The organism is Arthrobacter ulcerisalmonis (genome assembly GCF_900609065.1).
GTDB lineage: Bacteria > Actinomycetota > Actinomycetes > Actinomycetales > Micrococcaceae > Arthrobacter > Arthrobacter ulcerisalmonis.
Genome location: NZ_UXAU01000037.1, coordinates 78,283 through 98,447, shown reverse-complemented (window position 1 = coordinate 98,447; position 20,165 = coordinate 78,283). Strand labels below are relative to the sequence as shown.

General features: G+C 64.7%; 22 protein-coding genes. 3 read left to right on the top strand and 19 right to left on the bottom strand.

The genetic code is table 11. The features are described 5' to 3' along the window. Nucleotides 1–43 precede the first annotated feature (43 nt). From PSET11_RS12745 to PSET11_RS12715, 8 genes are all read right to left on the bottom strand, one after another. A complete protein-coding gene (locus PSET11_RS12745; protein WP_124092695.1) occupies nt 44–1,360 on the bottom strand; it encodes an MFS transporter in 1,317 nt (438 codons plus the stop codon). A gap of 53 nt (nt 1,361–1,413) precedes the next feature. Then, nucleotides 1,414–2,301 (bottom strand): SseB family protein, encoded by an 888-nt coding sequence (locus tag PSET11_RS12740; protein ID WP_124092694.1) that lies wholly within the window; start codon nt 2,299–2,301, stop codon nt 1,414–1,416. A gap of 20 nt (nt 2,302–2,321) precedes the next feature. Then, nucleotides 2,322–3,068, bottom strand: coding sequence for a bifunctional 1-(5-phosphoribosyl)-5-((5-phosphoribosylamino)methylideneamino)imidazole-4-carboxamide isomerase/phosphoribosylanthranilate isomerase PriA (priA, locus tag PSET11_RS12735; RefSeq protein WP_124092693.1), 747 nt, complete (start codon nt 3,066–3,068; stop codon nt 2,322–2,324). 42 nt (nt 3,069–3,110) lie between these two features. Beyond that, nucleotides 3,111–3,269: a hypothetical protein gene (locus tag PSET11_RS16750; RefSeq protein WP_203415973.1), complete on the bottom strand. Its 159-nt coding sequence runs from the start codon at nt 3,267–3,269 to the stop codon at nt 3,111–3,113. Further along, a complete protein-coding gene (hisH, locus tag PSET11_RS12730; RefSeq protein ID WP_124092692.1) occupies nt 3,270–4,001 on the bottom strand; it encodes an imidazole glycerol phosphate synthase subunit HisH in 732 nt (243 codons plus the stop codon). Then, entirely contained in the window at nt 3,998–4,624 is a 627-nt protein-coding gene (hisB, locus tag PSET11_RS12725; protein ID WP_124092691.1) for an imidazoleglycerol-phosphate dehydratase HisB, read from the bottom strand. The genes hisH and hisB overlap by 4 nt, the downstream gene beginning before the upstream one ends. Nucleotides 4,625–4,696: 72 nt before the next feature. Further along, nucleotides 4,697–5,815: a histidinol-phosphate transaminase gene (locus PSET11_RS12720; RefSeq protein WP_124092690.1), complete on the bottom strand. Its 1,119-nt coding sequence runs from the start codon at nt 5,813–5,815 to the stop codon at nt 4,697–4,699. A gap of 94 nt (nt 5,816–5,909) precedes the next feature. Continuing rightward, nucleotides 5,910–6,266 (bottom strand): LysM peptidoglycan-binding domain-containing protein, encoded by a 357-nt coding sequence (locus PSET11_RS12715; RefSeq protein WP_124092734.1) that lies wholly within the window; start codon nt 6,264–6,266, stop codon nt 5,910–5,912. 392 nt (nt 6,267–6,658) lie between these two features. Between PSET11_RS12715 and lexA the strand changes: the two genes are divergently transcribed. Next, entirely contained in the window at nt 6,659–7,390 is a 732-nt protein-coding gene (gene lexA / locus PSET11_RS12710) for a transcriptional repressor LexA (RefSeq protein WP_124092689.1), read from the top strand. Between the two features lie 47 nt (nt 7,391–7,437). Here lexA and PSET11_RS12705 read toward each other — a convergent pair whose 3' ends face one another. Together PSET11_RS12705 and hflX are read right to left on the bottom strand one after the other, a co-directional pair. Continuing rightward, on the bottom strand, nt 7,438–9,489 hold the full coding sequence (locus PSET11_RS12705) for an ATP-dependent DNA helicase (protein WP_124092688.1): 2,052 nt from the start codon (nt 9,487–9,489) through the stop codon (nt 7,438–7,440). Further along, nucleotides 9,482–11,050, bottom strand: a complete 1,569-nt coding sequence (gene hflX, locus PSET11_RS12700; protein WP_124092687.1) for a GTPase HflX — start codon at nt 11,048–11,050, stop codon at nt 9,482–9,484. Before hflX ends, PSET11_RS12705 begins: the two co-directional genes overlap by 8 nt. 415 nt (nt 11,051–11,465) lie before the next feature. On the opposite strand from hflX, the gene PSET11_RS12695 reads away from it, so the two are divergent. Further along, the gene (locus PSET11_RS12695; protein WP_124092686.1) at nt 11,466–12,089 is read left to right on the top strand and encodes a class I SAM-dependent methyltransferase; all 624 of its coding nucleotides are present in this window, start codon (nt 11,466–11,468) and stop codon (nt 12,087–12,089) included. Here PSET11_RS12695 and dapF read toward each other — a convergent pair. The 6 genes from dapF to PSET11_RS12665 all read right to left on the bottom strand — a co-directional run bounded on the left by dapF (nt 12,061) and on the right by PSET11_RS12665 (nt 17,688). Next, nucleotides 12,061–13,005 carry a diaminopimelate epimerase gene (gene dapF / locus PSET11_RS12690; RefSeq protein WP_124092685.1) on the bottom strand — a complete coding sequence of 315 codons (945 nt, stop codon included), beginning with the start codon at nt 13,003–13,005 and terminating at the stop codon, nt 12,061–12,063. The two genes, PSET11_RS12695 and dapF, sit on opposite strands and share 29 nt — an antisense overlap. Nucleotides 13,006–13,026: 21 nt before the next feature. Next, nucleotides 13,027–13,929, bottom strand: a complete 903-nt coding sequence (gene miaA, locus PSET11_RS12685; RefSeq protein ID WP_124092684.1) for a tRNA (adenosine(37)-N6)-dimethylallyltransferase MiaA — start codon at nt 13,927–13,929, stop codon at nt 13,027–13,029. A 2-nt stretch (nt 13,930–13,931) separates the two neighbouring features. Beyond that, nucleotides 13,932–15,491: a tRNA (N6-isopentenyl adenosine(37)-C2)-methylthiotransferase MiaB gene (miaB, locus tag PSET11_RS12680; RefSeq protein ID WP_124092683.1), complete on the bottom strand. Its 1,560-nt coding sequence runs from the start codon at nt 15,489–15,491 to the stop codon at nt 13,932–13,934. After that, complete coding sequence (locus PSET11_RS12675; protein ID WP_124092733.1) at nt 15,492–15,983, bottom strand: regulatory protein RecX; 492 nt, start codon at nt 15,981–15,983, stop codon at nt 15,492–15,494. A gap of 228 nt (nt 15,984–16,211) precedes the next feature. Next, on the bottom strand, nt 16,212–17,264 hold the full coding sequence (gene recA, locus PSET11_RS12670) for a recombinase RecA (protein ID WP_124092682.1): 1,053 nt from the start codon (nt 17,262–17,264) through the stop codon (nt 16,212–16,214). Between the two features lie 199 nt (nt 17,265–17,463). After that, entirely contained in the window at nt 17,464–17,688 is a 225-nt protein-coding gene (locus PSET11_RS12665) for a DUF3046 domain-containing protein (protein ID WP_124092681.1), read from the bottom strand. A gap of 41 nt (nt 17,689–17,729) precedes the next feature. On the opposite strand from PSET11_RS12665, the gene PSET11_RS12660 reads away from it, so the two are divergent. Beyond that, nucleotides 17,730–18,263, top strand: coding sequence for a MarR family winged helix-turn-helix transcriptional regulator (locus PSET11_RS12660; protein WP_124092680.1), 534 nt, complete (start codon nt 17,730–17,732; stop codon nt 18,261–18,263). Nucleotides 18,264–18,391: 128 nt separating this feature from the next. Here PSET11_RS12660 and PSET11_RS12655 read toward each other — a convergent pair whose 3' ends face one another. The 3 genes from PSET11_RS12655 to pgsA form a co-directional block, all read right to left on the bottom strand. Continuing rightward, entirely contained in the window at nt 18,392–18,844 is a 453-nt protein-coding gene (locus PSET11_RS12655) for a helix-turn-helix domain-containing protein (RefSeq protein ID WP_124092679.1), read from the bottom strand. Between the two features lie 197 nt (nt 18,845–19,041). Next, entirely contained in the window at nt 19,042–19,521 is a 480-nt protein-coding gene (locus PSET11_RS12650; protein ID WP_124092678.1) for a CinA family protein, read from the bottom strand. Further along, on the bottom strand, nt 19,518–20,159 hold the full coding sequence (pgsA, locus tag PSET11_RS12645) for a CDP-diacylglycerol--glycerol-3-phosphate 3-phosphatidyltransferase (protein ID WP_124092677.1): 642 nt from the start codon (nt 20,157–20,159) through the stop codon (nt 19,518–19,520). The genes PSET11_RS12650 and pgsA overlap by 4 nt, the downstream gene beginning before the upstream one ends. Nucleotides 20,160–20,165 lie beyond the last annotated feature (6 nt).

Sequence of the window (20,165 nt, the reverse complement as noted above, 5' to 3'; positions counted from 1 at the left end):
ATTTTCGCCCAGTGTCGGCGGGTCAAACCTAAAGCTTGTTCGGCTACGGTGTTGCCGTCGGTAGAGTGGCGCGGCGGCGTCGGACCTGTTGCAGGACCAGGCCCACCAGGCACAGCAGCACCCCGGCGGCACCCACCGACACGAAGCCCCCGGACGGTCCTACCTGGTCGATGAAGATCCCGGCCAGCGGCGCACCGAGCGCAACGCCTGCGGTCAGCGCCGAGCCGTACCAGCCCATCGCCTCGCCACGGCGTTCCTCGGGAACCAGTTCCGCGACTTTCTCGGAAGCTGCCGAGAGGACCGGTGCACAGAACAAGCCTGGCAGGATCGAGATCAACGCCAGCGCCCAGGTGTTCGGCGCGAAGCCCATGGGAATGGTCAGTGCGGCCATGCACAGGAGCAGAAGCAGGGGCGAGACGGGCCTGTGCATGGCGCCGTAGATCAGTCCGCCCACCACTGACGCCGCACACCAGAACAGGAACACCAAACCGATTTCACCTTGGTGTCCGCCAATTTCGAGTGCCCCCACGATGCTGACGTCGGAGCCACTCAGCACCATGCCGGTTCCTGCAGAGACGGCAAAGAGGGCCGCCACGGTGGTGGTCAGCCAGGTGAAGTTCCCTGCCACGCGACGCCTGATGCCATCCCGGGTACGCCCGTTGGCGGGCGCCAGTTCGGCGGCAGCTTCCTGGATGTGCGCCGGGGCAGCGGCGATGACGGCCACGTCGGCGGCATGTTGTTCATCGCGTTCCCGGTCAGCATCATCGTCCCCCGTCACTGGGCTCCGGGTTGGCGGGTTGAACCACATCAGGAACAACCCGGCGAACGACGTAGCGAGCCCCACTACGGTCAGGCCAATCACCGTGAATCCGCTGGTGGCAACGATTGCGCCAACGGCCGGACCAAACATGAACACCATCTCGGTGCTGATCGCATCCAAGGCGAAGGCCGTCCGGCGCTGATCGCCCTGCGCAAGGACGCCGAGCGATTGGCGAACCACGCTGAAAATGGGCAGCGTGAGCAGGCCGCCAACAAACACCAGCGGCAACAGCCACTGGTAAGAGACGTGCGGCACAATCGCCCAGATCACCGCCTCCGAAATAACTGACGGGATCAGCGCCTTGCGCAGACCCACCGTGTCCACTCGGCGGCCGCGCCAGGGGGCACCAACGGCAATGCCGATGGTCATGACGGCCGCTGCGGCACCGGCAGCTGCATATCCCTGCCCCAGGGTGAGGACAATATGCAAGGTCAGCAAGACTCCTGCGGCGGAATGTGGGATGCGGGCAATCATGCCCACCAGGAGCAACCGTCGGACGGGACGGATGGCCAACAACTCCCGGTAGAGAGCGAAATTCACGAGGATTCCTTAGGTCTGCGGCAGCAGCCCAGGTACTCCCACCCGGCTGCCGGCTACTGTGTGGCGCGCCTTAACTTGATCTCGATCGAGTCAACCCGCTCACCAAACAATACATTCCTCGACCAGCGCTCCTGGAGCCCCGCCACCAGCTCTGCAACGGCAGCAGCGTCCAAACCGTCCAGAAGGTACAGCAACACTTGGAGTTCGGGGCCGGCGCCGCCACCTGCGAGCACCGATCCGTCGGCCGCCACGGTAGCAATTCCCGTTCCCATGCGCACCACGAGGTCCTGCACTGCCGGGAATTCCACGGCGTCCGCGCGCATGGCTGCGGCAAGTTCGTCATCGGCATACGACGGCGTCCAGGTAAGCTGCTGCGCCAGCGCCCACATGCCGGGCCGCCGGACCACAAAGGTCAGCTCCGAGCCCGGGTCCAAGACCAGCAGTTCAGCTTTTTCTGCCACGGCAGACAGTGCCGCACGGGCAGCGTAGACAGCGACCGGACGAGCGTCCGGATGCCAAGCCGAAAGCGCAGCGGCTGACGTGAAAGCGGGCATGGCCGTCCTGCCATCTGCCGCCTGCAGCGTGACCAGTGCCATGTCTGCCTGCTTGTCGGCGTGCAACCCATCGTGGCCCTCAGCCTCGACGGCCAGTTGCGCCACGATGGGAATGAAGACTCGCGCCGTACTCAACGCTGCGACCACCGCTGCCTCGTCACCGTGCCCGGACTGCAGGGCGCGCACCGCGGCGACGTAGCCGGGGTCGGCTGTGCCGTCGTCGTCCTCGAAGTTGTGGATCTTGCCGTCGTCGCCGGCGAGGCTGCGCCCGGCCCAGGGCTGCCCTGCGGAGTCGGCCGCACCGCCCGCCCCGGCCAGCGCCGCAGCGATGTGCCCGGGCAAGTGCCGCGGGGTGGGTGCCGCTGGACCGTTCGAAGAGTTACTCACACCAGATTCCGGGATACCGATCAGCGGCGTCCCGCGACGTCCAGTGCCTCGGGCAGCGTGAACGCCCCCGCGTAGAGTGCCTTGCCCACGATCGCACCTTCAACGCCGGCCGATACCAAGGTCCGCAGCACGGCGAGATCGTCGAGGCTGGAGATGCCGCCGGAGGCAACCACCGGTTTGCCGGTCTTGGCGACCATCTGTTGGAGCAGTTCCACGTTAGGCCCCTGCAGGGTGCCGTCCTTGGTGACGTCGGTGACCACGTAGCGCGCACAGCCGGCGTCCTCGAGGCGGGCCAGGACCTCCCAGAGGTCGCCACCCTCTTTGGTCCAGCCGCGACCGGCCAGGGTGGTGCCGCGAACGTCGAGGCCGACGGCGATCTTGTCACCAAAGCGGTCGATGGCGCGGCGCGTCCACTCCGGGTTTTCCAGGGCTGCCGTGCCGAGGTTCACGCGCGCCACCCCCAGGGCGAGGGCCGCTTCCAGACTTTCGTCATCGCGCAGCCCACCGGAGAGCTCCACCTTGATGTCCAGGCGGCCAACAACTTCGCGCAGCAGCTCGGCGTTGGACCCGCGGCCGAAAGCAGCGTCAAGGTCAACCAGGTGCACCCACTCGGCGCCCTGCTCCTGCCAGTTCAGGGCCGCTTCCAGTGGCGTGCCGTAACTGGTTTCGCTGCCAGCCTCACCCTGAACCAGGCGGACGGCCTGGCCGTTGACGACGTCGACGGCGGGCAGGAGTTCAAGAACCGGCTGGTCCTGGGCGGTGGTCATCTATTTCCTCAATTTCGGGTGGAATCGCTGGGGGTTGCCCGGTCAGGCCGTGGGCAGGGTCAGAAGGTAGGCGGCAATCAAGGACATTCCCGCCAGGACGTAGAAGGAGATCTGGATCCAGCGTGGAGCGTGCTGCTGCCGGAACGACAACGCCCCACCCACCAGCAAGCCGGCTGCCCCCATCAGGAGAAGGGTCCACATTTACTCACCACCACCTGACGCTGGCCGGCGGAGACCGTCGACCCAGTTGCGGAGCAGGTGCGCACCGGCGTCGCCCGACTTTTCCGGGTGGAACTGGGTAGCGCACAGCGGCCCGTTTTCCACGGCAGCGACGAACGGTGCCCCGTGCTCAGACCAAGTCACCAAGGGGGCGGCCATCCGCGGCTGGATGACATCGAAGTCCCAGTGCTGGACGCCGTACGAGTGCACAAAGTAGAAGCGTTCATTTTCTACCCCGGCGAAGAGTTTTGATCCCGCTGGTGCCGTCACCGTGTTCCAGCCCATGTGCGGGACCACAGCGGCTGGCAGCAGTTCGACCTTCCCTGGCCACTCCCCCAGGCCCTCGGCCTCGGTGCCGTGTTCCACGCCTGCTTCAAACATGACCTGGAGCCCCACGCAGATGCCCAGCACGGGGCGTCCGCCGGCAACCCGGCGACCGATCATGCGGATGCCGTCCACTGATTTGAGTTCGCGCATGACGGTCTCAAACGCACCCACTCCGGGCACCAGCAGACCGTCAGCATTCAAGACATCGTCAGGTTTGGCGCTGAGGATCACCTCGGCGCCGGCGCGTTCCAGGGCACGCACGGCAGAGCGGACATTCCCGGAACCGTAGTCCAGGACGGTGACAGTCGGTTTGCCGGTTGCGGAGGTCAGCCGTTGCGACGCGTTGGGGTCGATGATGGCACCGTCCCGAAGGATCTTGCCGCTCACAAGGCGCCCTTGGTTGAGGGGATGCCCTCAACGCGGGGGTCAGGTTCGACGGCGGCACGCAGGGCACGCGCAAAAGCCTTGAACTGGGCTTCCACGATGTGGTGCGGGTCCCGGCCGGCAATGACGTTCATGTGCAGGCAGATGCCTGCGTGCAGGGTGATGGCTTCAAACACGTGCCGGGTCAGTGAACCGGTGAAGTGGCCGCCGATCAGGTGGTATTCCTGCCCGGCAGGCTCGCCGCCGTGCACCAGGTAGGGACGCCCGGAGACATCTACCACCGCGTGTGCCAAGGCTTCATCCAGGGGAACGGTGGCTTCGCCGAAGCGCCGGATCCCGGCCTTGTTGCCGAGGGCAGTGCGGAGCACCTCGCCAAAGGTAATGGCCACATCCTCTACGGTGTGGTGAACGTCAATGTGGGTATCACCGGTGGCCTTGACCGTCATGTCGATGAGCGAGTGCTTGCACAGCGCCGTCAGCATGTGGTCATAGAACGGCACCGAGGTGTCGATATCTGAGACGCCCGTGCCATCCAGGTTGATTTCCACGAGCACTGACGATTCGCTGGTGGCACGCTCCATGCGCGCTGTCCGAGACTCGGCTGCGGTCGATCCGGTGGAACTCATGGTGAAGGGTCCTTTGTGGCTAGGGGTGGGGCGAGGCGCCTGACGCCTCCCGGAACAAGTTTAGGCGCGAATTCAGGCGTGCGCTGCGTGCGGATCGGCCAGGAACCGTTCCAACGAGGTCAAGAAAGCAGTGGTTTCAGGCTCAGTACCAGCTGTGACGCGGAGGTGACCGGCGATTCCCACATCGCGGACCAACACGCCGTCCGCCAACAGGTACTCCCAGGCTTGGTGTTGATCGGCGAGCCCACCGAAAAAGACATAGTTGGAGTCTGAGGCGGCAGGACTGAGTCCCATCCGGGTGAGCTCAGCGACGATCCGGTCGCGCTGGATCTTGATGTCCGCAACGTCAGCCATCAGCGCTTCCCGATGTTCCAGGGCAGCGAGGGCAGTGGCTTGGGTGATCGCCGAGAGGTGATACGGGAGCCGCACCAGCCGGAGCGCGTCCGTCACTTCTGGAGCCGCCGCCATGTAGCCGATCCGGGCACCGGCCAAGGCAAAGGCCTTGCTCATGGTGCGCGAGACGATGAGCCGCTCGCGTCCCGGCAGCAAGGTGAGGGCGCTGGGCGTGCCGTCGTGGGCGAACTCGTGGTAGGCCTCGTCCACGATCACGATGGTCTGGCTTGCCGTCCCTGCCTCATAGACAGCGTCCACAACGTCCAGGCCTAGACCCGTACCCGTGGGGTTGTTGGGCGAGCAGAGGAAGACAATGTTGGGTTGCAGTTCGCGCACCTGTTGGGCGGCAAATTCGGCGCTGAGCTCGTACTTGTCCGCCCGGGCGCCAGCGACGTATTCGGTGTCTGTCCCACTGGCCAGGAGCGGGTACATGGAGTACGTGGGAGGGAAGCCAAGGGCCGTCCGGCCGGGCCCACCAAATGCCTGCAGAATCTGCTGCAGTACTTCGTTGGAGCCGTTGGCTGCCCAGAGGTTTTCAGCAGTCAGATCATGCCCCAGGTACTCCGCGAGTGCGGTTCGCAGCTGGGTAAATTCCCGGTCGGGGTAGCGGTTGAGCCCAGCCGCCGCCTCGGTCACAGCGGCACTGATGGCTGCGCGCACGTCTGCGGGGACCCCATGAGTGTTTTCGTTGACGTTCAGCAGGATGGGCACATCCAACTGCGGCGCTCCGTACGGCGAGAGGCCACGGAGGTTGCTGCGCAGGGGAAGCCTGTTCAAACGCTCTAGCTGGTCATTCACCTGAACAGTTTAGTCGCAGCACTGCCTGGTACCGAACATGACGACCGGGACGTGACGACGCACCGGGGTGCCGTACAGCGCTGGTTGCCGTGGTCTAGTACGTGGGAACGAAGAGCCGCTGTCCGGGTAGCACTGCGCCGCCCGGAAGGTTGTTCAGCTGGACGATGTCTGCCACGACGTCGCGGGCGTCACGGCCGGGTGCAACATAGCTGGCAATCCCCCACAGCGAGTCACCGGGTTGGACCGTGACAGAGACGGCCGGCGTGACCGCGAGGTCCGCAGCAGAGTCGGAGGCCTTGGCAGGTGAGTTGAAGAACCCCATCAGCGAGAGCAGCACGGCAGCCAGGAGCATGACGGGGACGCCGATCAGCACGATCCGGCCGCGACGCGTGAGCCTCAGCGGAGGCAACGGTGTGGTTGCGGTGGATTGAGCAGAGGCTGCTGCCCCCATTGAAAGCAAGGCGGGACGGGTGGTGTGGGTGCGAGATAAAGCTGTCATGATCTGAGTCCTCCTGGACCGTACTGTGCTGCCCGGGTGTTCACCCTGCAGCCACGCCCCGGTGTTCGCAGACCAGATTCGAAGGAACTTCGAACGGGATTCGAACGGGGCAAGCAAGGAATAGAACACATATTCGAACTTTGCTTCTTCATTTTTAGCATCTATCAACGAACAATGTCGAGACTCGCTAGAACAAATGTTTGAAAAAGCTTCGTGGCTGGCTTAGTTTTGAAGCACTGAACAACCACCTCTGAAGTTGATCACCAGGGTCTGACAATGGGGACGGGAGCATCCGGCCCGTGGGCACGGAAGGCCCAGTGGCAACCGAAAGGGCATTGGCGAACATGGCATCAGCAGCCGCCGGAAGCAGGGCAACTCCACCGCCAAAGCGGGCAGCAAAGGGCCTGACCCCCCGGCAGAAGAAGATCCTTGAGACGATCCAGCGCTCGGTCAATGACAACGGCTACCCACCGTCCATGCGAGAGATCGGGGACACGGTGGGTCTCGCCAGCCTGTCCAGCGTGACGCACCAGCTCTCACAACTGGAGAAGCTCGGCTATCTCCGGCGGGACCCCAAACGGCCCCGCGCCATGGAAGTCCTGATGCCGTTGACGCTTGATGGTGGCAACGGAACGCCACCGTCCGCCCCGGACAAGGCGGCCGCACACGGCGCCACGGTCACCATGCTTCCATCAGCCCTGGATACGGCCATGGTGCCGCTGGTGGGCAGGATCGCTGCTGGTAGCCCCATCCTGGCCGATCAGGAGGTAGAGGATGTCATGCCGCTGCCGCGCCAGCTCGTAGGACAGGGCGAACTGTTCATGCTGAGGGTGGTGGGTGATTCCATGGTGGACGCCGCAATCTGCGACGGCGACTGGGTGGTGGTCCGTCGGCAGGCCGATGCGGCCAACGGTGACATCGTGGCCGCGTTGTTGGACGAAGAAGCAACAGTGAAGACGTTCCGCCAACGTGATGGGCACACCTGGCTCCTGCCGCAAAACACCCAGTACGAGCCCATCCTGGGTGACCACGCCACCATCATGGGCAAGGTCGTTTCAGTTCTGCGCTCCCTCTAAACGCTCCGCGTGGTGTTGGAGGGTCTAGGGCTACCCGGGCGCGCCACTCACTCCTGCTCGCCCGCGAGGCGCTCGAGCGCCGCTACCGCAATCTTGGGGTCGGTGGTGGCCCAGAACGGCGGCAAGGCTGCGCGCAGGAACCCCGCATAGCGCTCGGTGGCTAACCGTGAGTCCAGGACGGCCACCACTCCCTTGTCTCCGGTGGAGCGGATCAACCGGCCTGCGCCCTGGGCCAGCCGGATCGCCGCATGGGTGGCGGAGACGGACATGAAGCCGTTGCCGCCGGCCTGTGCCACGGCCCGGGACCGCGCCGTCATGAGCGGATCATCCGGGCGTGGGAACGGAATCCTGTCAATGACCACCAGCCGGCAGGATCCGCCCGGCACGTCAACGCCCTGCCACAGCGACATGGTGCCAAAAAGGCAGGTATCCGGTTCGTCAGCGAACTGCTTCACCAGTGCCGTCATGGTCGAGTCGCCCTGGCACAGCACCGTCTGATCGAGTTTGGGTCGCAGCTCCTCGGCTGCTTCCTCCGCTGCCCGGCGCGAGGAGAAGAGGCACAGCGCCCCGCCCCCTGAAGCCTTGATCAGGGACTCAAGCTCGGCCAGCGATTCGGGTGAGGAGCCACGTCCCGGTTTCGGCAGATGGCCAGCTACATAGAGAATGCCTTGTTTGGGATAGTCGAAGGGCGATCCCACGTCGATTCCCGTCCAGCTCGGAGCGCCGTCGCCCACCAAACCCAGCCCACCGGCGGCCGGTTCAAAGGCTGAGCCGATTGCCAGGGTGGCGGAGGTCAAGACCACGGTGTGGCCTGAGAAGAGGCCTTCCCGGAGCCGGCCTGCTACCGAGAGCGGCGCAATGTTGATCAGGGCCGGCGCCGATTCATCCGGCTGCGAGTACCCCTGTCCCGGGTCAAAGGTGCTGGCGCGGGAGAACCAGACGACTTCCCTGTTGTCGCGGGCAATGACCAAACGTTCGCACAGTTCGAGGATGAGCATCAGCCGGGAGCGCGCCAGCTGCCGCCCGCCGTCCGCCGCTGCGCTGCTGTCACCTTTCGAATCTGAAAGGGCGGCCCGGCAGGCCTCCCGCAACTGGTCCACGCAGTCCAGCTGTTCCTCGTTGAGTCCGTTGGGGAGCAGCCCGTTGGGCACCCCCGCCACGGCGAGCTCCAGGTTGGCGGCGGCGGCGTTCAGCGCATCGACGGTGATGGCGGTGTGCTTCCTGGCCCCTGCGGCGGCGGCGTGGATCATGGCGATGGAGAGTTGGCCGGACACGGCTCCGGTGACGCGGTCCTGCAGCTCGTGGGCTTCGTCCACCACCACCACGTCGTATTCCGGCAACACGGCGAGGCCCTCGAAGGCACTGACGGCCAGCATGGCGTGGTTCGTCACCACCACGTCGGCTTCAGCAGCGTTTTGACGCGACAACTCGCTGAAGCATTCGGCGGCCATGGGGCATTTCTGCGCGCCAAGGCATTCCATCGAGGTCACCGACACCTGCCGCCAGGCCCTGTCGGTAACCCCTGGCAGGAGCTCGTCCCGGTCGCCGGTGGTGGTGGTCTCCGCCCATTCGCGCAGCCGCACCACTTCCTTGCCCAACTGGGAGGCCGGGCCGCCCATGGCTGCGGCAAAGTGCGGAACGCTGGTGTCCTCCGCGAGGGAAAAGAGCTGGCCTTCGGCTGGCTCCTCGGACGGAAAACCACCCTCCAGCTTGTGCAGGCAAGCGTAGTTCGACCTGCCCTTGACCAAGGCCACCTTGACGGGCCGTTCCAGCGCCGGGGTGATGGCTTTCAGGAGTCGCGGCAGGTCGCGGCCTACGATCTGGGTCTGCAGCGCCAAGGTTGCCGTGGACACCAGGGCCGGCTTGTTGCTTTCGATCGCGTGCGCAATCAGAGGTATCAGGTACGCCAGGGACTTGCCGGTTCCAGTGCCGGCCTGAACCAACAGGTGGTTGCCGGTTTCCAAAGACCTGGCAACTTGTTTGGTCATTTCGTGTTGACCGTCACGGCTTTGGCCGCCCATGCCAGCGACGGCCCGGTCGAGGAGTTCAAGGGCGAACTTCTCGCCGGGCGTCGCCGTTGCGGTGTGGGACTTAGTCATTGCTGACGAACGGCTCCAATTCGGCGGCCAGGCCTTCGCGGACCATCACGATCGCCTGGGTGCCGTCTGCAACGTGGTCGATGCTGAGGATTTCTGCGTCAGACTCGTGCAGTTTGCTGATCAGGTCGCCGCGGTTGTACGGGATCAGCAGCTCCAACTTCACGCCGGGGCGTGGGATACCGTCACTGATCGCCTGCAGCAGTTCCGCCATGCCCTGCCCCGTGCGGGCCGAAACCACAATGTGCCGCGGTTCGCGCTGCTTGAGCCGCTCCACCACGAACGGATCTGCGGCGTCCGCCTTGTTCAGGACGATGATCTCCGGGACCTTACGCGCATCCACTTCGCTGAAGACCGTGCGGACGGCAGCAATCTGGCCCTCCGGATCTGGGTGCGAAACGTCCACTACGTGCAGGATCAGATCCGAATCCGCCACCTCTTCCAGCGTGGAACGGAACGCTTCCACGAGTTGAGTCGGCAGGGAGCGGACAAAACCGACGGTGTCGGCGAGGGTGTACCCCAGGCCGTCGGCGGTTTCAGCCTTGCGTACGGTGGGGTCCAAGGTAGCGAACAACGCGTTCTCCACCAGGACTCCGGCGTCTGTCAGGCGGTTGAGCAGGGATGACTTGCCCGCGTTGGTGTACCCGGCGATGGCCACGGAGGGCACCTCATTACGACGGCGGTTTGCCCGCTTGGTGTCCCGGGCCGGCTTCATCGCGGCGATTTCACGCCGCAGCTTGGCCATCCTGGTGCGGATCCGCCGTCGGTCCAGCTCAATCTTGGTCTCGCCAGGACCACGTGAGCCCATACCTGCGGCCGCGCCGCCCACCTGGCCACCGGCCTGGCGGGACATCGAGTCACCCCAACCGCGAAGGCGTGGCAGGAGGTACTCAAGCTGCGCCAGCTCCACCTGGGCTTTGCCCTCCCGGCTCTTGGCGTGCTGGGCGAAGATGTCGAGGATCAAGGCGGTCCGGTCAATGACCTTGACCTTCACGATGTCCTCAAGCCCGCGGCGTTGCGAGGGCGCCAATTCGGCATCCACCACCACAGTGTCCGCGCCGGTACTCATCACGATGTCCTTGAGTTCTTGCGCCTTGCCGGACCCCAGGAACGTGCCGGGGTCCGGCTTGGCCCGCCGCTGGACGAGTCCGTCCAGCACTTCAGAGCCAGCCGTTTCGGCCAGTGCAGCCAGTTCCCGCAAGGAGTTTTCGGCGTCGGCAAGGGTGCCTTCGGACCAGAGACCGGCCAGAACCACGCGTTCCAGGCGGAGTTGGCGGTACTCGACCTCGGTGACGTCCTCGAGTTCCGTGGAGAGCCCAGCCGTGCGGCGCAGGGCGCGGCGTTCCTCGAGATCCTGCTGGTCGCCGTCGTAACTGGAGTGCTCCTGGTCCTGGAGCGAGATGGCTTGGGCCTTGCCGAAGACCGCCTTGGTGCCGTCCTGGGAACCGGCAGCGGTCCCGGCCGGTACGTCTTTGGCGAGAATCCGGTCGATCACAGCCTGGATGTCGTCAGGACTCAGGTCCTTGTTGGCTGCGTCGGATCCGGTGTTGGGGTGCTCGGTCATGGTCTCCTTTGAAGATTCGGCAGTTCCAGAATAGTGCCGATTCGGCTGCTGTGCTGAAGGGTCAGAGCTGGGATGGGACGGTGCGCTCATCCTTGCCTCCTGATGATCGCGGCAGCGCGTTGGCTGCCGAAGGTGTCGGACGCGAATACCCGTGGGCAAAAGGTCGACGACGGACGAAGGGCCGGACAGCGAAGGGCAACAGCGTGCTGATGCTTCGAGGTAAGTCCGGTACCGGAACGACGGCGGTGTGGCACGTGGTCCGGGGCACAAGCGGAAGGGTCAACCTGCATCGCTGTGGGGCGCGGGGCATGCCCAGGCCGCTTACTCGAAGATCAAGAACATGTGATTCAGCCTAACAGAGGGCCTCATGGCGCAGTTTCCCTTTACGCTGCAGGGGGAACTAATCTGGCCAGTTATGGAGTCAGCACACTATTTCAGCACGTCCCCCGCCGGTCCCTTTACCCGGAAGCCCCTGAATGTGGAACTGCTGGGTCAACAGCGCGCGCTGCAGACGTCCGCCGGGATCTTCTCCCCCGATGGGATCGACAAGGGAACTGCAGTGCTGCTGGCCGACGTTCCGGCTCCCGCCCCACAAGGGAATCTGTTGGATATTGGCTGCGGCTGGGGACCCATTGCCCTGACCATGGGCCTGCGCGCCCCGCATGCCCGGGTCTACGCCGTTGACGTCAACGAACGCTGCATCGCCCTGACCAACGAGAACGCCGCCGCGCTGGGCCTGGCGAACGTGTCGGCCTCTACGCCCGAGGCGGTAGATCCTGAGCTGAGGTTCGACACGATCTGGTCCAACCCGCCCATCCGAGTGGGCAAGGACGAACTCCACTCGCTCCTGCTGCTCTGGCTGCCCCGGCTTGCACCGGGGGGCACGGCGTGGCTGGTGGTGCAGAAGAACTTGGGCTCGGATTCGCTGCAACGCTGGCTTGCCACGGAGCTTGACGCAACGTTCACCGTCTCGCGGGAGTCCACGGCGAAGTCGTTCCGGATCCTGAAGGTCAGGAAAGCGTCCCCGTCGCCACAATAACCGCCGGGCCACTGAGCTCGACGTGTTCGTGTCCGGCGGGACCGACAAAGAACTTCACGCCCACAACGCCGCCGGGGACATGCACTTGCCACACGTCTGGGGCTTCGGCGCCGGCCCAGTGCCGGATGGCGACGGCGGCAGCGCAGGCTCCGGTGCCGCAGGACTGCGTCTCCCCCACCCCGCGTTCGTGGACGCGCATGGTCACCGACCCCACGCCGTCGTGCACCAACGGCTCTGACGGGACCACAAATTCGACGTTGGTGCCGTTTTCTGGGACCGGGTCCACCGTGGGGGCGCTGAACAGCCGGGTAGCGGTCAGCTCAGCGAGTTCGGCCAACGCCACCACCGTGTGCGGGTTTCCCATGCTCACGGACAGGGCTGGCCGGGGTACTTCCAGCCCTTCGGCGCTCACGAGCGAGTCCATGGCTTTCGCGGTGGCCTCACCGGGGAAGATGAACTCCCACGGCCCCATATCCACGGCATAGTTCTCGCCAGTCCGCACAATCGTCTTCGGGCCGCCGCGGGTGCCGATGGTGAGGGAGCCGCCGTCGGGCAGGTCAATCAGTCCTTCGACGCGGAGGAAGTGCACAAACACGCGCACGCCGTTACCGCACATTTCCGACAGCGAACCGTCGCCGTTGCGGTAGTCCATGAACCACTCGGCGTCCGGGCTTGATTCAAGGAGCGTCTGCCCTTCGAGCAGGAAGCGTGACGGGACCGCGCGGATCAGGCCATCGCCGCCAATGCCGCGGTGCCGGTCGCAGAGGGCAGCCACATCCTCGGCGCTGATGAATCGGTTGCCATCAGGATCGGCTACCAGGACGAAGTCATTGCCAGTGCCATGGCCCTTGGCAAAGCGGAGGCCGCCCAGGTCGGACAAGGCAGTGACTTCGGTTTGTGCAGTGGCTGATTCCATAGTCCCTACGATACCGGCGGGCTACTCCGCCGAACAAAGCGCCGCGGCCGCTGCGACGAGCCCAGCGTCCTGCCAGTCCAGCCAGTGCACGCGGGGGTCGGCCCGGAACCAGGTCAACTGCCGCCGGGCGAATTGCCGGGTGGCAACGATCGTCGCCTCCACCGCTTCCTGCTGGGTCATAGTGCCATCCTGCACGGCCAGGAACTGGGCGTAGCCCAGGGCGCGGTGTGCGGTCCTGCCCAGACGGAGACCTTTGGTATCGAGGTCTTGGACCTCTCCGATGAGGCCGGCTGCCACCATGGCCTGCACCCGCAGCGCGAGCCGTTCATGAAGCAAGGGCCGGTCAACGGCCAGGCCAATCTGGACGGCCGGCTGGAAGTACTCGCGGCGGGGCATGAAGGAACTGAAGGGCCGGCCCGTTAGTTGGTGGACTTCCAGGGCCCGGATGATCCGACGGTCATCGTTCAGTCGATCCGCCGAGGCGGGATCCACGGTCCGCAGCCGGGCCGACATGGCCGCCGCGCCGTGCCGGGCCAGTTCGTCCTCGAGCTGCTTCCGCAGCTCAGGGCTGGTGCCGGGAAACTCGAGTACGTCCAGGGCGGCACGGACGTAGAGCCCTGACCCGCCCACCAGGATGGCGCGCTTGCCACGGGCGTGGATGTCCGCCACGGCAGCCCGCGCCAGGTGTTGGAAGTCCGAGACGCTGGCCTCTTCCGTGACATCCAGGATGTCCAGCAGGTGGTGCGGCACGCCCCGTCGCTCGTCAACAGTGATTTTCGCGGTGCCAATATCCATGCCCCGGTAAAACTGCATGGCGTCGGCGTTGATGACCTCGCCGTCCAGCAGTTGCGCCAAGCGGACGGCAAGATCCGACTTTCCCGCCCCGGTGGGACCGACGACGGCGATAACGGGTGGGGAGCCCACCGTCACCGGGTGCGGACGGGCAGGCTCGGCATGCCGAGCGAAACACCAGAGCGCCCGCCGCTGGCGCCGGGCGCCGGGACGCCACAAGAATCAGCGAGGGACCTGTCCCAGGCGTCGCCGGCGCGTGACCGGCGGAGGCTGTAGTCAGCGAAGGTGGGGTCGGCAACAAGGTGGAACGCTGCCGCCTCGGTGATGGTCACGGTGACCAGATCGCCGGGCCGTGGCGCCTGGGCCCCCTCTGGGACGGAGAAGTGCACCAGGCGCTGATCCTGGGAGCGGCCGGACAGGCGGTGTGTTTCTTCGGCTTTCCGGCCGGACTGCGCCGTGACCATGACCTCGACCCGTTGGCCGAGCTGGCGGCGGTTTTCCTCCGCAGCGATCCTGTCCTGCAGTGCCGTCAACCGTTCGAAGCGTTCCTGGACTACTGCCTTGGGCAGCTGATCGGGGAGGTCGGCGGCCGGCGTACCGGGACGTTGGGAGTACTGGAAGGTGAAGGCCGTGGCGAACCGCGACTGCTCGACCACGTCGAGGGTGGCTTGGAAGTCCTCTTCCGTTTCGCCGGGGAACCCAACAATGATGTCGGTGGAGATGGCAGCGTGCGGGATCCGGGTGCGCACCTTCTCCAGGATGCCCAGGAACTTGGTGGACCGGTAGGACCGTTTCATCGCCCGGAGTACGGCGTCGGATCCTGACTGCAACGGCATGTGGAGTTGCGGCATGACGTTGGGCGTTTCTGCCATGGCGTCGATGACGTCATCGGTGAACGCGGCCGGGTGCGGACTGGTGAACCGGACCCGCTCCAGGCCCTGGATCCCGCCACAAGCCCGCAGCAGTTTCGAGAACGCCTGGCGGTCGCCGAATTCAACGCCGTAGGAGTTGACGTTCTGGCCCAGCAGCGTGACCTCGATGGCGCCGTCGTCCACGAGCGCCTGGATTTCCGCCAGAATGTCGCCAGGACGCCTGTCCTTTTCCTTGCCGCGCAAAGCCGGCACGATGCAGAACGTGCAGGTGTTGTTGCAACCAACCGAGATGGAGACCCAGCCCGAGTACACGGAATCGCGTTTGGTGGGCAGCGTGGAGGGGAACACGTCCAGGGACTCGAGAATCTCCAGTTGCGCCTCGTTGTTGTGCCGGGCCCGTTCCAGCAACGCTGGCAAGGCACCCACATTGTGCGTGCCGAATACGGCGTCCACCCAGGGCGCCTTCTTCAGGATCGTTTCCCGATCTTTCTGGGCCAGGCAGCCGCCCACGGCGATCTGCATGCCCGGGGTGGCCGCCTTCACGGACGCCAGCATGCCCAGGTTGCCGTACAGCTTGTTGTCGGCGTTTTCCCTGACTGCGCAGGTGTTGAAGACCACCACATCTGCCTGTTCGCCGTCTGCGGCGACGTAGCCGGCATCCTCCAGCATTCCAGCCATGCGCTCGGAGTCATGCACGTTCATCTGGCAGCCGAAGGTGCGGACCTGGTAGGTGCGGGGCTTTGCCGCTGCGGGAGCCGGTAAGGACGCTGAAGGCGCAGCGATTTCGCTGCCGGAAACGGGGGAAGGAAAGGTCAAACTCACCTATTCAGGGTAGCCGTTCTCCAGCTCCTCGGCGTAGCTGGCCTGGTGGGCTGCCAGCACATCCCCCACGATCCGGAAGGCCCGGGCCGGCTGATAGCCCTTGCGTGCAAGCATCGACGCCAACCTGCGCGTCACCTTGTCCCGCTCGGCACGATCCGACAGGTCCGCGCCCGGCCGGAACTTGCGTTCCACCAGAGCGTAGGCTGCAGCTTCCTCGTCCGCGTCGCTGACCTGCGCGAGGGCGTCCTCGGCAGCGTCCTGTTCAATGCCCTTCTCCGCAAGTTCGCGGCGCAACGCGCCCTTGGCCAGCTTCCGAGACGACGCCCGACTCCGCACCCACATCTGGGCGAATTCGGCATCGTCAATGAGTCGGACTGCTTCGAACTTGTCCAACACGGCCTCAGCAACGTCCTCAGGGACATGTCGTTCAGCCAACTTGCGGGCCAACTGCAGACGGCTCTTAGGAGCGGCAGCTAATTGCCGGTAAACGATTGCTTTGGCGACCGCTGCTGGATCAGCTTCCGGGTCCCCGCCCGCCGCACTATCGAAGCTGCCGTGGTCCGGTGTTGGCTCGCTGTTGCTGGCTTCATCGGCGTGGTTGCCGGACCAGGACTCCCCGTAGCCGGCAGGACCAGCAAGCTGGCCTGACCCCGGATCCGCCGCTTCCGCAGCGTGACCCCGAGTCCGCCTGGAGTGATCCGCATGGCGTTCCTGCACCGGCTAGAACCCGTCGACGGCTTTCAGCTTGGGTGACTCGGTATCCGCCTCAGCGGGCTTCACGCCAACACCCAGCTTCTCCTTGATCAAGCGTTCCAGCTCGCTAGCCAATTCCGGGTTGTCACGTAGGAAGCGGCGGGAGTTCTCCATGCCCTGGCCGAGCTGGTCACCGTCATAGGTGAACCAGGAACCCGACTTCTTGATGATGCCGTGCTCCACGCCCATGTCGATGATGCCACCTTCGCGGGAGATACCCAGACCGTAGATGATGTCGAACTCGGCGATCTTGAAAGGCGGGGCCATCTTGTTCTTGACGATCTTTGCCTTGGTGCGGTTACCAACGGAGTCCGCACCTTCCTTCAGGGTCTGGATCCTGCGGACGTCAATACGGACGGAAGCGTAGAACTTCAGTGCCTTACCACCGGTGGTGGTCTCGGGTGAGCCGAAGAACACACCGATCTTTTCACGCAACTGGTTGATGAAGATGGCGGTGGTCTTGGTCTGGCTCAGCCGACCCGTGATTTTACGCAGCGCCTGGCTCATGAGCCGGGCCTGCAAGCCCACGTGGCTGTCTCCCATGTCGCCTTCAATTTCCGCGCGTGGCACCAGTGCGGCGACGGAGTCGATGACGATGACGTCGAGGGAGCCTGAACCGATCAGCATGTCCATGATCTCGAGGGCCTGCTCACCAGTATCCGGCTGGGAGACCAACAGGGCGTCGGTGTCCACCCCAAGCTTTGCCGCGTATTCAGGATCCAGTGCGTGCTCTGCATCGATGAATGCGGCAATACCGCCGAGCCGCTGGGCGTTGGCCACGGCGTGCAGGGCAACGGTGGTCTTACCCGACGATTCCGGGCCGTAGATTTCCACGACACGGCCGCGGGGCAGGCCGCCAATTCCGAGCGCCACGTCCAGGGCGATGGAGCCAGTGGGGATGACTTCGATGGGCGCACGGACTTCGTCGCCCAGGCGCATGACCGAGCCCTTACCGAACTGCTTGTCAATCTGAGCCAGCGCTGCTTCCAGGGCTTTTGCGCGATCCGGGGCTGCCGCCATGGTTGACACCTCTAATGCTTTCTCGATGATGGCCTCAACGGCCGTGTAATGGTCATCTCTGACGCTAGGGGTACCCACTGACATTCATGCCCGACATGATCGGCTATGTGGATAACCCGCTGCAAAAAGCATAGCTTTATCCGAACAGGTATTCGAACAGATTCACGGCGTGTCAGCGGGAAAAGTGCCAGCGCGCAGGTCAGTCGCGGACTGGTTTGATGTCCCTACCCAGCCGGCGTTCGGCCGGAACGTCCTGCACGTCGCAGATGGCCAGCCATACTTTTCTCGGCTCAACACCTGCTGCGAGGGCTTGTTCCGCTGTCCTACCGCCTACCCCTGCGAGGACCAGTGAGCCGCCCAAGACGCGCGAGTACCCGGCACCGAACTCGTCGTCCATGAGTCGCCAGTAGTCGCTGATTCGCATCGGTAAATCCTCTCATAGCTCTGCAGAATAGAATTGTTGGCATGAGTCACTCCCCTGGCGTCCCGCCGTCGGACAACCCCGCAGACGATGCCGCCGTTGATGCTGCCCTGAGGAACGTTGAACATCAACTCAGCGTGCTGTGGCGGCGGGCCCGCGCGATTTCCAATCGGTTGTCCCGGCAGGTACATCCGGACATGGAGCCGGCAGCCTATGGCCTGCTAACCGTCATTCGCCGCGAAGGGCCCATCCGGCTGACCGACCTGGCCATGAACATCGGCGTGGGCAAACCGTCGGTGAGCCGTCAGATCGCGTTCCTGGAAAACATTGGCCTGGTCTCGAAAGAGGCGGACCCGTCAGACGGTCGCGCCCAGGCGATCCGCCTGACGGCGAAGGGCGAGGACAAAATGCACCAGGTGGCTGATGCCCGGAAGCAGGTCTTCCATGAACGGCTGGGGGCTTGGCCGGTTGCCGAGCTTGAAGAATTCGCCCGCTACATGGACAAGCTCAATGCGACCTATGAACCGGACGGCTTCACCAGGGACGACCCACCGGCAGGACCACCCTCCGACGCTTAGTACACCTGAGTAGGCAACGGTAAAGCAAGACCATCACTCTGAATGACGCGGTTTGCGAGGGGCAGCACTAAGCCCCCCAGCTTGGTGGCTAGGGGGCTCGTGGCCGGGCTGCACGCCTGAAGCGCGGCTTAGCGTGCCCCGGAAAGAAGTCCGGTAGCGAGCTCGTCATTCAGTTCTTTGGTGAGGTCACGTTCCAGGTCGCGGCCGTAGCGCTGCGAGAATTCCTGCGGAACCGTATCGGGGACAGTGACGCCTTCGGCGACTGCAACCCGGTCGCTGACCTCGCGGAGCATGCTGGAGAGCGGAACATCCAGGGCCGAGCAGATCGAGGAGAGGAGCTCCGAGGAGGCTTCCTTCTGACCACGCTCTACCTCGCTGAGGTATCCCAAGGACACCCGGGCGCTGTGCGACACTTCGCGGAGGGTACGACCCTGACGCTGGCGGACATCGCGCAGGACATCGCCGATTTCATGGCGAAGAACAACCATTTTGCGCTCCTTCTGTTCGCTCTTTGCCTGCTCGGCGAGGCCCACATCCTTCCAGCGGACAACGCCGTTCACGGATACGGGCTGCTTTACCATCTGTATCGCCTTACTCCCTCTTAAGTCGGGTCTGCCATAGTGCGGACCGTCGGTGGTGTTTTCATCCTAGGCGCCTCCGCTCCACGGAGACGACACAATGTAATAACTACTCACCCCCGGCATTTGTTCCCGGTAACTTTACGCCCGGTAACATGACCCCGCTCGAGGGTACCCGACCAGACTGGCGAGCAAAAGCTTTAGGCAGAAAGTTCCGTCAACAACCGTTCCAGGGCAGCCGCACAGGCCTGGCCGCGGATCTCCGCCCGCCCGCCCGTGAACGTATGCAGGTAACCTGTGGCGCCAGCAGCGTTGGCGATGCCAATATAAACAGTCCCCACTGCCTTGCCGTCGTGCGGCTGCGGCCCAGCCACACCGGTGGTGGCAACGCCGATGTCAGCGCCAAGAGCCACCCGGGCCCCGGAGGCCATGGCCGCAGCTACCTCAGCATCCACGGAGCCGGCAGTGGCGAGCAGCTCGGCCGGCACCGCAAGCACCCCTACTTTGACCGAGTTCTGGTAGGCCACCACGCCACCTTGCAGCATGCCGGACGCACCGGGGGTATCTGCCAACACAGCGGAAACCATCCCAGCGGTCAAGGATTCGGCAGTAGCAACGGTGCGGCCCTTGCCCAAGGCCACCCGGACTGCCTCGCCGGCGAGATGGTGGAGGTTACTCACGGGGCTGCCGGTCCGCCGTCGGCCGCGGCCTGCCTGCCCCTGGACCGCAGCCGGAGCGCCTCGATAACGTATTCGACGCCGGTCCAGACCGTAATGGCGACGGCCACCATCATGACGGCGAACGCTACCCACACCAGCCAGCCCGCGATCGCAGCCAAGGGCAGGAGGTAGAGGAAGATCGCGAGCGTCTGGACCACGGTCTTGAGCTTGCCGCCACGAGAGGCGGGAATGACGCCATAACGGATCACGAAGAAGCGGAGCGCGGTGATACCCCACTCACGGACCAGGATCACCAGCGTCACCCACCATGGCAGCTCGCCGAGGACCGAAAGCATCACCAGCGCGGAGCCGATGAGGAGCTTATCGGCAATGGGATCGGCGATCTTGCCGAAATCGGTCACCAGGTTGCGGCTCCTGGCGATGTCGCCGTCGAGCTTGTCTGTGTAAATCGCGACGGCGAAAACCACCACGGCGGCCCAGCGCCACGGGCCGGATTCGCTGGCAAGGCCCGGGGCGTCCGCCAGCAGGAACCAGACGAAGAACGGCACCAGGAGAATGCGAATCATGGTCAGGATATTGGGAAGATTCCAAACCTGGGCGGGGCTGGAGCCGGTGGTGGATGGATCGGTGCTGGTCACGTGTCT

Excerpts from the sequence above, each read along its gene's own strand:
- priA (WP_124092693.1), bottom strand. The coding sequence starts at position 3,068 with ATGACCACCGCCCAGGACCAGCCGGTTCTTGAACTCCTGCCCGCCGTC.
- PSET11_RS16750 (WP_203415973.1), bottom strand. The coding sequence starts at position 3,269 with ATGTGGACCCTTCTCCTGATGGGGGCAGCCGGCTTGCTGGTGGGTGGG.
- hisB (WP_124092691.1), bottom strand. The coding sequence starts at position 4,624 with ATGAGTTCCACCGGATCGACCGCAGCCGAGTCTCGGACAGCGCGCATG.
- PSET11_RS12715 (WP_124092734.1), bottom strand. The coding sequence starts at position 6,266 with ATGGGGGCAGCAGCCTCTGCTCAATCCACCGCAACCACACCGTTGCCT.
- lexA (WP_124092689.1), top strand. The coding sequence starts at position 6,659 with ATGGCATCAGCAGCCGCCGGAAGCAGGGCAACTCCACCGCCAAAGCGG.
- PSET11_RS12705 (WP_124092688.1), bottom strand. The coding sequence starts at position 9,489 with ATGACTAAGTCCCACACCGCAACGGCGACGCCCGGCGAGAAGTTCGCC.
- hflX (WP_124092687.1), bottom strand. The coding sequence starts at position 11,050 with ATGACCGAGCACCCCAACACCGGATCCGACGCAGCCAACAAGGACCTG.
- PSET11_RS12695 (WP_124092686.1), top strand. The coding sequence starts at position 11,466 with ATGGAGTCAGCACACTATTTCAGCACGTCCCCCGCCGGTCCCTTTACC.
- dapF (WP_124092685.1), bottom strand. The coding sequence starts at position 13,005 with ATGGAATCAGCCACTGCACAAACCGAAGTCACTGCCTTGTCCGACCTG.
- recA (WP_124092682.1), bottom strand. The coding sequence starts at position 17,264 with ATGGCGGCAGCCCCGGATCGCGCAAAAGCCCTGGAAGCAGCGCTGGCT.
- PSET11_RS12665 (WP_124092681.1), bottom strand. The coding sequence starts at position 17,688 with ATGCGAATCAGCGACTACTGGCGACTCATGGACGACGAGTTCGGTGCC.
- PSET11_RS12660 (WP_124092680.1), top strand. The coding sequence starts at position 17,730 with ATGAGTCACTCCCCTGGCGTCCCGCCGTCGGACAACCCCGCAGACGAT.
- PSET11_RS12655 (WP_124092679.1), bottom strand. The coding sequence starts at position 18,844 with ATGGTAAAGCAGCCCGTATCCGTGAACGGCGTTGTCCGCTGGAAGGAT.